This is a genomic window from Bacillus paralicheniformis (assembly GCF_001042485.2).
GTDB classification, from domain to species: Bacteria; Bacillota; Bacilli; order Bacillales; family Bacillaceae; genus Bacillus; species Bacillus paralicheniformis.
Window position 1 is genome coordinate 78,516 of sequence record NZ_LBMN02000011.1, and the last position, 12,861, is coordinate 91,376.

The 12,861-nt window shown below is 45.7% G+C and carries 14 protein-coding genes; 5 read left to right on the top strand and 9 right to left on the bottom strand.

The window, feature by feature from the left end:
* Positions 1–18: 18 nt before the first annotated feature.
* Positions 19–1,356 carry an ATP-binding protein gene (locus ACH97_RS08635; protein WP_020451236.1) on the bottom strand — a complete coding sequence of 446 codons (1,338 nt, stop codon included), beginning with the start codon at positions 1,354–1,356 and terminating at the stop codon, positions 19–21.
* Positions 1,357–1,523: 167 nt separating this feature from the next.
* Positions 1,524–1,811 (bottom strand): AbrB/MazE/SpoVT family DNA-binding domain-containing protein, encoded by a 288-nt coding sequence (locus ACH97_RS08640; RefSeq protein WP_020451235.1) that lies wholly within the window; start codon positions 1,809–1,811, stop codon positions 1,524–1,526.
* A 305-nt stretch (positions 1,812–2,116) separates the two neighbouring features.
* On the opposite strand from ACH97_RS08640, the gene mreBH reads away from it, so the two are divergent.
* From mreBH to ACH97_RS08650, 3 genes are all read left to right on the top strand, one after another.
* Positions 2,117–3,124: a rod-share determining protein MreBH gene (mreBH, locus tag ACH97_RS08645; protein ID WP_020451234.1), complete on the top strand. Its 1,008-nt coding sequence runs from the start codon at positions 2,117–2,119 to the stop codon at positions 3,122–3,124.
* A 73-nt stretch (positions 3,125–3,197) separates the two neighbouring features.
* A complete protein-coding gene (locus tag ACH97_RS23405; RefSeq protein WP_003181378.1) occupies positions 3,198–3,329 on the top strand; it encodes a protein YkpC in 132 nt (43 codons plus the stop codon).
* Positions 3,330–3,418: 89 nt separating this feature from the next.
* Complete coding sequence (locus ACH97_RS08650) at positions 3,419–4,651, top strand: aminopeptidase (RefSeq protein WP_020451233.1); 1,233 nt, start codon at positions 3,419–3,421, stop codon at positions 4,649–4,651.
* A gap of 124 nt (positions 4,652–4,775) precedes the next feature.
* On the opposite strand, the gene ACH97_RS08655 is transcribed toward ACH97_RS08650, so the two are convergent.
* Positions 4,776–5,150: a YybH family protein gene (locus tag ACH97_RS08655; protein ID WP_020451232.1), complete on the bottom strand. Its 375-nt coding sequence runs from the start codon at positions 5,148–5,150 to the stop codon at positions 4,776–4,778.
* A gap of 56 nt (positions 5,151–5,206) precedes the next feature.
* Positions 5,207–6,826, bottom strand: coding sequence for an ABC-F family ATP-binding cassette domain-containing protein (locus ACH97_RS08660; RefSeq protein ID WP_020451231.1), 1,620 nt, complete (start codon positions 6,824–6,826; stop codon positions 5,207–5,209).
* Between the two features lie 172 nt (positions 6,827–6,998).
* On the opposite strand from ACH97_RS08660, the gene ACH97_RS08665 reads away from it, so the two are divergent.
* Together ACH97_RS08665 and ACH97_RS08670 are read left to right on the top strand one after the other, a co-directional pair.
* Entirely contained in the window at positions 6,999–7,241 is a 243-nt protein-coding gene (locus tag ACH97_RS08665; RefSeq protein ID WP_020451230.1) for a hypothetical protein, read from the top strand.
* A gap of 12 nt (positions 7,242–7,253) precedes the next feature.
* Entirely contained in the window at positions 7,254–7,523 is a 270-nt protein-coding gene (locus ACH97_RS08670) for a hypothetical protein (protein WP_020451229.1), read from the top strand.
* 45 nt (positions 7,524–7,568) lie between these two features.
* On the opposite strand, the gene lepB is transcribed toward ACH97_RS08670, so the two are convergent.
* The 5 genes from lepB to yknW form a co-directional block, all read right to left on the bottom strand.
* Positions 7,569–8,129, bottom strand: a complete 561-nt coding sequence (gene lepB, locus ACH97_RS08675; RefSeq protein WP_020451228.1) for a signal peptidase I — start codon at positions 8,127–8,129, stop codon at positions 7,569–7,571.
* A 163-nt stretch (positions 8,130–8,292) separates the two neighbouring features.
* Positions 8,293–10,191, bottom strand: coding sequence for a PTS fructose transporter subunit IIABC (locus ACH97_RS08680; protein WP_020451227.1), 1,899 nt, complete (start codon positions 10,189–10,191; stop codon positions 8,293–8,295).
* Between the two features lie 13 nt (positions 10,192–10,204).
* Positions 10,205–11,116 (bottom strand): 1-phosphofructokinase, encoded by a 912-nt coding sequence (pfkB, locus tag ACH97_RS08685; protein ID WP_020451226.1) that lies wholly within the window; start codon positions 11,114–11,116, stop codon positions 10,205–10,207.
* Positions 11,113–11,868: a DeoR/GlpR family DNA-binding transcription regulator gene (locus ACH97_RS08690; RefSeq protein ID WP_020451225.1), complete on the bottom strand. Its 756-nt coding sequence runs from the start codon at positions 11,866–11,868 to the stop codon at positions 11,113–11,115. The genes pfkB and ACH97_RS08690 overlap by 4 nt, the downstream gene beginning before the upstream one ends.
* Positions 11,869–12,133: 265 nt before the next feature.
* Complete coding sequence (gene yknW / locus ACH97_RS08695; RefSeq protein WP_020451224.1) at positions 12,134–12,781, bottom strand: YknW family membrane protein; 648 nt, start codon at positions 12,779–12,781, stop codon at positions 12,134–12,136.
* Positions 12,782–12,861 lie beyond the last annotated feature (80 nt).

Consider the following 12,861-nt stretch of genomic DNA (forward strand, 5'->3'; position numbering starts at 1 on the left):
AGTGGAATTTTTCCTCTTTTATTTTATCGTTGCGCGGCTGCAGCATCCTTGCTGAATATCGTTTTCTTCAGATGCCGCCCCTTTGTCGATCGGAAGCAGGATGTGGAATGTGCTTCCCTCGCCCAATTCGCTGTCGATTTTCATTTCTCCGTTGTGAGCGCCGATAATATTCAGGCAAATCGTCAGCCCAAGACCCGTCCCTTCTTCTTTCGTTGAGAAGAAAGGCTCCCCGAGCTTTGCCAAATCGGCTTGGGAAATGCCGCCCCCTTCGTCTTTGATGCTGATTTTCACATAGTCACCTTCAACCTCCGAGGAGATCGTGATTTTTCCACCGTCAGGCATCGCTTCTATCCCGTTTTTTATTAAATTGATGAATACCTGTTTGATTTGATTTTCATCGCCGTTTATTTCCCACTCCTCCCCGTGCTGAAACGCTTTTTCGATCTTAATGTGGGAAAGCACGGCGTTGGTCTCAAGAAGCGTTGCCACCTGCTGAAGAACCGAATTGATGTTGATCTTTTTAAATTGAACCTGGTGCGGTTTGGCCAGTACAAGCAGTTCGCCGAGCACGGAATCGATTCGTTTAATCTCTGAGAAAATAATGTCAAAGTAATCTTTCCGGTCGGGATATTCCGCTTTCATCAGCTGCAAAAATCCGTTTACCGATGTCAGCGGGTTCCTGACTTCGTGAGCGATTCCCGCGGCGAGCTGCCCGGCCATCGCCAGCTTCTGAGACTGCATAGCCAGCCGCTGATTCGACTTGAACAATTCCATCTCCGCTTTTTTCCGTTCCGTCACATCAGTCAGCGTCCCCAAGCTGCTCGTAAATTGACCGTTTTTATAATAAAGTTTATAGTGAACTTCGCCCCAGAACTTGCTTCCGTCTTTGCGATGGTAGAGCACCTCGATCCTGCCTTCAGGCTCCTTGTTCTTCAGCTGGGCGATCAGGTGATTCGAGATCCGTTCTTCATGGTCAAAGTAATCGTTGTACATCGTTCCAAGACTCTCTTCAACACTGTATCCGGTCAACGTTGTCCACGCCTGATTCAAAAATGTAATGTATCCTATCCGGTCCGTCTGAAAGACGATTTCCTGAAGGTTATCCATGATGCGGTTGGTTTCTGAAGAAAGCTCTTTATATTTCTTTTCGCTTTCCTTCAGTTTATAGACAAGCTGATTGGACTCATCGATATAAAGCGTGAGCCACCAAACGCTGATTAATGTCACCAGTGTAAACAGCAGATCAACCGTCCAATTGATTTTATTTCCCAACACCCCATAGAATAAAAAATTCCAAAACATGATAAAAGTCATTGCCAGCACGGTTGCAATGATTCGTCCTTGATATCTTTTCATACCCCCACCTGCCACTTGTATTTCTCAGTCAATTGTAACATTCTTTACACCACATTTGAGAGGATTGTTCGAAGTATTTATCGTCTCTATGGCTGAATTTTTCAGTGACGGCGGTTTTATCTTCTGCCGACGCAAGAAAAAGCCCTTCTGATGAAGGGCTTCAAATCTTATGCTTTCACTTCGTTTAAGGCAGCTTTTATTTCTTCCAAAAGCAATTCGGCCCCCTCAGGACTCAGCGTAATTTTCCCGTTTCCGTACTCGCGGTTTTCAGAAGTGATTTCACCGGTCATTAGGCACACACCGTGCGGTTTATATTTTTTCAGGACAATTTTATCTTGGTCGACAAAGAATTCGATGCTGTCCTTGATCGAAATATCCAAAGCTCTTCTCAATTCAATCGGCATCACGATCCGGCCGAGTTCGTCTACTTTTCTCACAACTCCAATTGCTTTCAAAACTTTCGCCTACTTCCTCTTTTGTTTCTATTTTTCTAAGATATTGTCTTAGCATAACGATAGACGAACGAAGACTGAAAAAGGTTTCCCTTATTGAACGTTTCTTTGACAAAAATTCGGTCATAAAAATGAATATTTTTCTCATCATGTCAATATGAGGACAGCATTTTACAGATTGGTTTCAAACTCGTCACAAACCCCCAAAAATCGCCGATCATTTGAGAAAATTTAAATGAAATTCATTTTTTCAGCACGAAGAAAATTTCGTTTTTCGGAAAAATTTTAAATAGAGATTGGGTGAAAACATGTTTCAAACAACCGAGATCGGAATTGATCTAGGCACAGCTAACATATTGGTTTACAGCAAAAACAAAGGAATCATTTTAAATGAGCCTTCCGTTGTCGCCGTGGATACGGAAACAAAGAGCGTATTGGCGGTCGGAACAGAAGCCAAAAACATGATCGGAAAGACACCGGGAAAAATCGTCGCGGTCAGACCGATGAAAGACGGAGTCATCGCCGATTATGACATGACGACAGACCTCTTGAAGCAGATTATGAAAAAAGCCGGAAAGAACATCGGCTTTACTTTCAGAAAGCCGAGCGTCGTCGTCTGCACGCCATCCGGTTCAACCGCGGTTGAACGGCGTGCGATCAGCGATGCTGTCAAAAACTGCGGAGCCAAGCAAGTCCATTTGATTGAGGAGCCTGTCGCTGCCGCCATCGGCGCAGACCTGCCTGTCGATGAACCTGTCGCAAACGTTGTCGTCGATATCGGCGGCGGCACGACAGAAGTGGCGATCATTTCATTCGGAGGCGTAGTCTCATGCCACTCGATCCGGATCGGCGGCGACCAGCTTGATGAAGACATCGTGTCATTCGTCAGAAAAAAATACAACCTGCTGATCGGTGAACGGACGGCCGAAGAAGTCAAGATTGAGATCGGCTACGCATTGATTGACCATGAGACGAAAACGATGGAAGTCAGAGGGCGCGACCTTGTCACAGGCCTGCCGAAAACGATTACCCTGGAATCAATAGAGATTCAGAAGGCGATGCGCGAATCGCTCCTTCATATTATCGAAGCCATCAGAGCGACGCTTGAAGACTGTCCTCCCGAGCTGAGCGGAGACATTGTCGACCGGGGCGTGATTTTAACCGGAGGAGGCGCGCTATTGAACGGCATCAAAGAATGGCTATCACAGGAAATCGTTGTGCCCGTGCATGTTGCTGCAAATCCGCTCGAGTCTGTCGCCATCGGAACGGGCCGCTCTCTTGAAGTGATCGATAAATTGCAAAAAGCGGCTAAATAATTTTTGTTTTCGCGTCTTTTTTCCCTGCTTCTTTCATATCGTGAGGAATGGAGAAACGATAAGGAGGAAGAACATGCTTAGAGATATGGGAAGACGCCTGGCCATCACCGTTATTTTAAGCGGTATTATTCTCGGGGGGATGAGCATCTCCCTTGCAAACATGCCAAGCTCGCCCCCCGGCCAAACGGCCAAAATCAACCGTTAAAAAAGATGCAGCCTTACCGGGCTGCGTCTTTTTTTCTTTTCAATCAAATATTTGATATGATGTTATGGACAATAAAGGAGGTTTTGCCAATGAATTCGTTTACTGATAAACTGAGCAAATATGCGAAGCTTGTAGCCGAAGTCGGTGTAAACGTTCAAAAAGGACAGAAAGTCGTTATCAACGCGTCAACAGAAGTACGCGATTTTGCACGGCTCCTCGTCAAAAGCGCCTATCAAAGAGGGGCAAAAAACGTAACGGTCCGCTGGCAGGATGATGAGGTGACAAGGCTGAAATATGAGCTGGCCCCAGCGGAAGCCTTTGAAGAATTCCCTGAGTGGGAAGCGAAAGGTCTGGAGACGCTCGCTAAGGAAGGCGCCGCTTTTATTTCCATTGTCTCTTCAAGCCCTGATCTTTTGAAAGGCATCGATTCCAAAAAAATCGCGGCCCAGCAAAAAGCCGCCGGAAAGGCGATGCATACATACAGGCAAATGATTCAATCGGATAAAGTCAGCTGGACTGTCGTCGCAGCACCTTCACCGGCCTGGGCCAAAAAAGTATTCCCTGACGCAGATGAAAAGACAGCGATGCAAAAGCTGTGGAATGAGATCTTCAAAACGACCCGCGTCGACCGTGAAGATCCTGTCCAGGCGTGGAAAGACCACGATCAAACTTTGCGCGATAAAGTAAGCGTCTTAAACGACAAGCATTACCAAGCCCTTCATTACCAAGCAAAAGGAACAGATTTGACGATCGAGCTTCCTGAGAAGCACCTGTGGGTCGGCGCCGGAAGCACTAACGAAAACGGCATCGAGTTCATGGCCAATATGCCGACAGAAGAAGTATTCACCGCTCCGAAAAAAGACGGAGTGAACGGCACTGTTTCAAGCACAAAGCCGTTAAGCTACGGCGGCAATCTGATCGACGGCTTTCAGCTGACATTTGAAAACGGACGGATCACCGATGTCAAAGCTGAACAAGGTGAAGAGATTTTAAAAGAGCTGATCGAAACGGATGAGGGTTCACACTACTTAGGCGAAATTGCGCTCGTTGCCCACGATTCGCCGATTTCCAAGTCCAATATTCTGTTTTACAACACGCTGTTTGACGAAAACGCCTCAAACCACCTCGCAATCGGCAGTGCGTACGCATTCAACATCGAAGGCGGAAAGCAGATGTCGCGCGAAGAGCTGGCGAAAGAAGGATTAAACGAAAGCATTACACATGTTGACTTCATGATCGGTTCAGGAGAAATGAATATAGACGGAATCACAGCAGACGGAAAAAGAGAGCCGATTTTCAGAAACGGCAACTGGGCGATCTAAAGCCTTCCGCACAAAAGGACCTCAGAAGTTTTCTGAGGTCCTTTTATATCATTTCCGCATGCTGCCAGCCTTTCTAACTTCCGTACATAGATGGAGCTATAAAGCCGTCCAATGCCCTGCCTCCTCATGATTTGGGCAAACTGCTTAAATGTTCATGCTTCAGCTTCCAGCTTCCTGACTCGTCCTTTACAAATACGTTTGTCGCACGGCCTGCCCCTTGAACCGGTTCACCCCTAAAAAACCCTTTCCATTCGTATGTATAAAGACAGACGGCCTGTTCGTCCGTTTCCGTGATCCAACTGATATGACTGGCGCTGTATACTTCGTTTTCGATTTGCTTCCAGGCGTTTTCAAAATAACGCTGAATTTCCTTAACGCCCGAGCACGTTTCATCCGAGAACCAGTACACAGCGTCGGGATGAAGGAGCTTTTTGACATTCTCAAACTCATGTGTGTTTGTTGCTTGAATATATTGCTCAAGAGCCTTGCGGCATGACACGGCAACCATCTCCCTTTTTATAAAAAAACCCGCTTTTTAAGGCGGGTTTTCTATCATTACGCGTAAAGTTCAGCAAGCTTGTCCTGAACCGCTTTGTCTTCCAAAAATTCATCATAGCTCATCTGTTTATCGACGATTCCGTTTGGCGTGATTTCGATGATCCGGTTGGCAATTGTTTGGACAAACTGATGGTCATGAGATGTAAACAGCATAGCGCCTTTAAAGCTGATTAAACCGTTATTCAGCGCTGTAATGGATTCGAGATCCAAATGGTTGGTCGGCTCATCAAGCATCAGCACATTGGCGCCGGACAGCATCATTTTGGACAGCATGCAGCGGACTTTCTCTCCCCCTGACAAAACGCTTGCTTTTTTCAGCACTTCTTCCCCGGAGAACAGCATCCGGCCCAAAAATCCGCGCAGGAAGCTTTCGCTTTGGTCATGCGGCGAAAATTGGCGGAGCCAGTCGACAAGGTTTAAATCGCTGTTTTCAAAATACTCGCTGTTGTCTTTCGGGAAAAACGCCTGGGATGTTGTGACGCCCCATTTAAACGATCCGCTGTCAGGCTCCATTTCCCCGGCAAGGATTTTAAAGAGCACAGTAGCGGCAAGCTCATTCCGGCCTGTAAAGGCGATTTTATCTTCTTTATTCATCATAAAGCTGACCGAGTCAAGCACCTTGACACCGTCAATCGTTTTCGACAGGTCTGTGACAACAAGCACATCGTTTCCAATTTCGCGTTCAGGTGTGAAATGTACGTACGGATACTTGCGCGATGACGGCTTAATATCGTCAAGCGTAATTTTTTCAAGCAGTTTTTTTCTTGATGTCGCCTGCTTCGATTTTGAGGCGTTGGCGCTGAATCTGGCAACGAACTCCTGGAGCTGTTTGATCTGCTCTTCTTTTTTCTTATTGGCTTCCTGATTCATTTTAAGCGCAAGCTGGCTTGATTCATACCAGAAATCATAGTTTCCGACATAAATTTGAATTTTGTTAAAATCCAGGTCGGCGATATGCGTACATACTTTATTCAAAAAGTGGCGGTCATGCGATACGACGATAACCGTATTCTCAAAATTGATTAAAAACTCTTCAAGCCACTGGATCGCCTGAATATCCAAGTGGTTGGTCGGCTCATCGAGAAGAAGGACGTCAGGCTTTCCGAACAGGGCCTGTGCAAGGAGGACCTTCACCTTTTCGGAACCGCCCAAATCCGCCATTTTCTTCGTATGCAGTTCTTCAGCAATGCCGAGGCCTTTTAACAAAATCGCAGCTTCCCCTTCGGCTTCCCAGCCGTTCAGCTCGGCGAATTCGCCCTCAAGCTCTGCGGCGCGGATTCCGTCTTCATCTGAAAAATCGGGTTTCATGTAAATCGCGTCTTTTTCCTGCATGACTTCATAAAGGCGTTTATGCCCCATGATCACGACTTTCAGCACTTCATGCTCTTCATACTCAAAGTGGTTCTGCTTCAGGACGGCAAGGCGTTCGCCCGGGCTCATATGAACCTCGCCCGTCTGAGGCTCGATTTCACCTGATAATATTTTCAAAAAAGTGGACTTTCCGGCGCCGTTTGCTCCGATCAATCCGTAGCAGTTACCCGGCGTAAACTTAATATTTACATCTTCAAACAGCTTCCGGTCCGCAAACCGCAAGCTGACATTTTGAACAGCTATCATTTAAAATCCTCCATCTATACTTCATTAAAAAGAGTATAACACGAAAATTCCGCAAGAGAAATGCTTTGCTTTTTTACGATAAAGTTTTAAAGAAAAATATATCAAAAAAACACTTGTTCACACTTTCTTTGTGACAATATGTTACAATTATTGAAGAATGGGGGAAGGAATAATGAAATTAAAAGATGATCCTGATATCATCAGGTGGATCAATTCAAGGCCGCGCCAAGCGCTTTTCGTGTCAGTGGCCATGGTGATTTCTACGATGTCTATCGGGCTTTTCAAAGGGTTTGATATGTGGACCTCGGACTTTTTGATATTTTCCTGTCTGCTGATCGGCTTCGGCCTCCTTGTGGGATGGCTGCAAAAGATATATTATAAAAAGGTGATATTTGAAGAAAACTCGGATCGTTAGACGGAGGAAGACATGAAGCTTATCACTTTGACGGAATACTGCATGTTTATTTTTTTCGCAGGGGTTTATCTTGCCGTAACCGGCTTTACAGCACGGGATGTGGGCCTTTACATCGGGATTGCCATGATTTACGTGTTCGTTCATATCGCGGCGAAACGAATGCTGTCAAAAAGGGGAAAAGAAGCCGCGGAAATCAGAATCTTATACAGCGTTCTTCTGATTATGGCCTCTGTGTTCGTTACCGTACTGTTTATCGCAGTACTGGCATCATTATCCGCATAAATCAAGCAAAAATGCCTGATTGTCCAAATGGACATCAGGCATTTTTCAGTCTGTTTTTCGGATTTCGTTGAACGGGAAAAACACAAATTGTGAAGTCCCGGCCACTCGTTTTTTATCGATCAGTCCGAGTCCGTTCCGGCTGTCCATCGATCTCTGGCGATTGTCTCCCATCACGAAATACTTGCCTTCCGGAACCTTCACAGGGCCGAAATCGCCCGTCAGTTTGACGCCGACTGCTTCCGCCTCTTTTCTGTTTTCCGAAAGATACGGCTCAGACACCTTTTTCCCGTTTATGTACAGCGTGTCGTCTTTCATTTGCACGGTATCTCCCGGCAGGCCGATCAAGCGCTTCACATAATGGACATTTTTTTCATCGCCGTCGATAATGACGATATCTCCCCGCTTAAATTCGCCTACGTATTTAACCGTTTTATAGACGAACAGCCGCTCTCCGTCGTGCAGCGTCGGATCCATTGATGTACCTTCGACTAAATACGGTTCGAATAAAAATGCCCTGATCAATAACGCCAGAACGACTGCGATAATAATGGCTTTTACCCATTCAAAGAGAGAGTTTTTATTTTGGGTGGATTTTTCTTCAGTCAAAACGCTTCCTCCTAAAAACAGTCTGTCACAGCATACATGCAAAATAAAGCTTTCCTATACTTTATCACAAGTTCCTGCCGAATACATAATTCCCGCGTTCACTTCCGGCAAAAACGGTAAAAAAGAAAGTGCCACACAGGGATTACTGTGGCACTTTCAGCACTTATTTTTCAGTTGGAACCGGCTTTTTCAAGATGCCGAGAATGAGAGCCGTCACAACCGCACCAATCAAGATACTGAGGAGATACAGCAGCGCATGGTTCGTCGTAAAGAAGAGAACGAATATTCCGCCATGCGGCGCTTGCAGTGTGACATGGAAAAATTGAGACAAACCTCCGGCAACTGCTGATCCGATGATAGAAGCAGGAATGACGCGCGCCGGATCGGCTGCCGCAAAAGGAATCGCACCTTCAGTAATAAATGACAAGCCCATCACGTAGTTGGTAATTCCGGCTTCGCGATCCCGTTTTGAAAATTTATTTTTAAAGAAAGTCGTTGCAAGGGCAATTCCAAGCGGAGGCACCATACCGCCCGCCATGATCGCTGCGTGAGGTCCAAAGTTTCCAGCTTCAATCATCGCGATACCGAATGTGAAGGCCGCTTTGTTGATCGGACCGCCCATATCAATCGCCATCATACCGCCTAAAACAATACCCATTACAACAAGGTTTCCTGTTCCAAGACCTTCAAGCCAATGTGTCATGCCATCCATAATATACTTGACAGGCGTATTGACAACATAATGCATGATGATTCCGGTCAAGAATATTCCAAACAACGGATAAAGAAGGACAGGTTTTAACCCGTCAAGCACTTGCGGCAGACCAGCGAACACTTTTTTCAATAGGACAACAATATAACCAGCCAAGAAACCGGCAATCAGTCCGCCTAAGAAACCGGCGCCGGCTTGCGTCGCCATGAAACCTCCGACCATACCAGGCGCAAACCCCGGACGATCCGCGATGCTCATCGCGATAAATCCTGCCAATACAGCGACAATTAATCCAAGTGCTTGAGTTCCGCCTATAGTATTTAATACAGCTGCAAACTCATTATAAGTGGGATCTCCCGGTTTGGTCGCGTTAATTCCCCAGAAGAATGAAACCGCAACTAAGATCCCGCCCCCGACGACGAATGGCAGCATGTTGCTGACACCGCTCATCAAGTGTTTGTAGAAACCGCCGCCTTTTCCTTTGGCAGCTCCGTCTTCAGAAGCAGATGCAGATGCACCTCCGCCTTTACCCTGATAGATAGGCGCGTCTTGTTTCAGCGCCTGCTCAATCAGCTCTTTCGGACGTCTGATTCCTGCTGTTACAGGTACTTCAATGACATGTTTGCCTTGAAAGCGATCCATTTCAACCTGCTTATCGGCGGCGACGATGATCGCAACCGCATCTTCGATTTCCTGCGCTGTCAGACCATTTTTAATACCGCTTGAACCGTTCGTTTCAACTTTGATATCAACGCCGAGCTCTTTCGCTTTTTCTTTCAAAGCATCGGCGGCCATGAACGTGTGGGCGATCCCTGTCGGACATGCTGTAACCGCAAGGATTTTTCCTTTTGCTGATGGTGCAGATGCTTCTTCGGCCTGCTCTTCTTCTTCATCATCTTTATCATGCTGATTGATGATGTCGATGATTTCGTCTTCGGATGAAGCTTCAAGCAGCTGTTTGCGAATCTCTTCCCTCATAAGCAAAGTCGACAGTCTTGACAATGCTTCCAAGTGAGTGTTATTCGCGCCGTCTGTAGCAGCGATCATGAAAACAAGATGGCTTGGCTGGCCGTCAAGGGATTCATAATCGACGCCGTCTTTTGAACGGCCGAACGCGATCGCAGGCTCTTTAACGCTTGCCGTTTTCGCATGAGGGATGGCAATGCCTTCGCCGATACCGGTGGAACTTTGTTTCTCACGGTTGATCACGGCTTCTTTGTAGCCTTCTTTATCATTCAACTTGCCCGCCTGATCCAAAACGCTGACGAGTTCTTCGATAACGTTTTCTTTCTGGCTGCTCTCAAGGTTTAACTTGATCGTATGCTTCGTTAGTAGCTCTGTTATTTTCATAACCTTTCCTCCTTTAAATCGCTTTGACTTGAACTTCCGGAAGCAGCTTGTGAACGAGCTCTTCCGTTCCCAGCTCCTCTGAAAAGGCGGTTGCGCTTCCTGACGCGACACCTAAGCGAAAAGCTTCTTTGATGTCGAGCTGTTTTTCAATGCCTGCGAGAAAGCCTGCAACCACTGAATCTCCGGCGCCGACTGAGTTCACGAGCTTTCCTTTAGGTACGTTGGCATGGTAGACGCCGTCTTTTGTAAATAAAAGTGCGCCTTCCCCAGCCATGGAAACGATCGCGTTTTCGGCCCCGCGTTCAACGAGTTTCTTACCGTAAGGCACCGCTTCTTCCGCTGAAGTGATGGTTGTTCCAAACATTTCACCGAGCTCGTGATGGTTCGGTTTCATTAAAAGCGGCTTCATTTCTGCTGCTTTTAGGAGTGCCTCACCCGAAATATCAACGACAACCCGGACATTTTGCTCTTCACACTTTTCTGCAATCTTTTCATAGGTGTCCTGCGGCAATGAAGAAGGAATGCTGCCAGCCAATACGACAATGTCCCCTTCTTTCATCGCTGAAAACTGGTCTAAAAAGGCCGCGAAATCTTCTTGGCTGATGACGGGCCCCTGCCCGTTGATTTCCGTCTCATCCCCGGTCTTCAATTTGACATTGATGCGCGTGTCTCCATTCACCTCATGAAAAGCCGTTTCAAGCTTTTCTTCTTCGAGAAATGATTTGATGTACCCCCCGGTAAAACCGCCGATAAAACCGAGAACTTTAGAAGGTACATGGTGTCTGTTCAGTACGCGTGAGACATTGATTCCTTTGCCTCCGGGATATTTCGTGTCATAGACTGAACGATTCAGCCCGCCTACGGAAAATTCTTCAACGTGAACAATATAGTCGACCGATGGGTTGAGAGTTACAGTGTATATCATGTTTTCACTACCTTTACGACAGTTTTTTCTTGATAGTTATCAAATGAATGTTTTGCAGATCCTGCTGTAATGATAGTTGCTTCGTCTAAACCGGCAAAGGCAGAAAATGAAATTTCCCCAAACTTGGAAACGTCAGCTAAAATAAATGCTTTTTTCGCCTGGTTGACAGCTTTTGTTTTCAAAAGCGCTTCTTCAGGATCCGGAGTCGTAAATCCCGCTTCTTTATGAATGCCATTGACGCCGATGAAGCTTTTGTCAAACCGGTATTGGCTGATGGCTGATAAAGCCGAACCGCCCACGATTGCTCCGGTTTTATACTTCACATACCCGCCTAATAAATAAAAAGTAATGCCTTTTTTACCTAATGCCTCAATGTGCATGACTCCATTTGTGACCACGATAATATCCATCTCCGGATCGATAAAATCGATCATTTGCAATGTGGTCGTTCCGGCATCAAGGTAGATACAATCGCCTTCTTCAAGAAGTGAGGCCGCTTCTTGAGCGATTTTTCTCTTTTCATGAAGGTTTTTGGATGATTTCTCTAGCATGTCAGGCTCTGTACGAATATCGGAAAGCCTCGATGCCCCTCCATGAACACGCTTTAAATATCCGCGGGCTTCCAGCGTCGACAAATCTCTTCTGATCGTTGACTCAGATGCGTTCGTTAAATTCATTAAGTACTGGATTTTCACGACATCATGCTTTTCAATCTCGTCAATAATCAACTGATGCCGTTCGGGAGTCAACACATTATCACCCCTTTTGGAAACGCCTTCATTTAGCTTACAATTACATTGTAAACGCTTTTTCGACATAACTCAACAAAAATCTTTCAAATTCATTCAATAACCATCAAAATCTTTCACATTTTAACATATTATCGTGATATGTACCGTTTGTAAACTGTATAAACTATAAAAATCCGCAAAAATATGTGACATTATTATTATCTATTCCTTCAAACACCATTCAGAAAAACCTCATGCTCGCCGCATGAGGTTTTACAATAATGCATCAGCCTAATGAACGTTCTAAAAATACTTGCCATAAGCCTAATAAATAAGACAACATCAGCATCATAATAAATATGACGAAAACGCCGATCCAAGCCGCCCGCTTTGAAGCGCCCGCTGCTTTTTGCAGTCCTACCGCCACCAGCACATACGCCCAGATTGTAAAAACATCAAACATCTCCAGGACGCTCAGAAGAGGCTCTTCGGCCGGAATATATCCATCAAGAGATGAGAACGAAAACGCGATCTCAGAATTCGAAGCATAATACACCAAACCGATGATGACGTCTCTGATAACAGGTACAAATGTGGCAAAGACAGACAGAGACACCATGCAGGCAAAATTGGTGTTTCCGCCGCCTATTTTAGCAATCAGCCACAATACTAAAGCGCTGAGCACGAAGAATATGACAGACTGAAAAACATTACGGGCGGCTTCTAGTCCAGGATCTATATCCAAACCAAGAAACTCACTTAGTTCCCAACAAACAAGATAAACGGAAAAGGCGGATAACGCCAGCACGATGATCATCGGCAGCCAAATTGCGGGCCTTTCTCTCATTCTTTCAAACTGACGGACAGGGCTCGTGATGATACCGAACAGTGACGGTTTTTTTACTTGAGTTGCTGTTTCTATATTGGCTTCCACTCTAAAATTCCTCCTGTAATACCTCTTTCATAACATAATGATCAATTTTTCAGCACTTTTAAGTCTATCATTAATGTAAG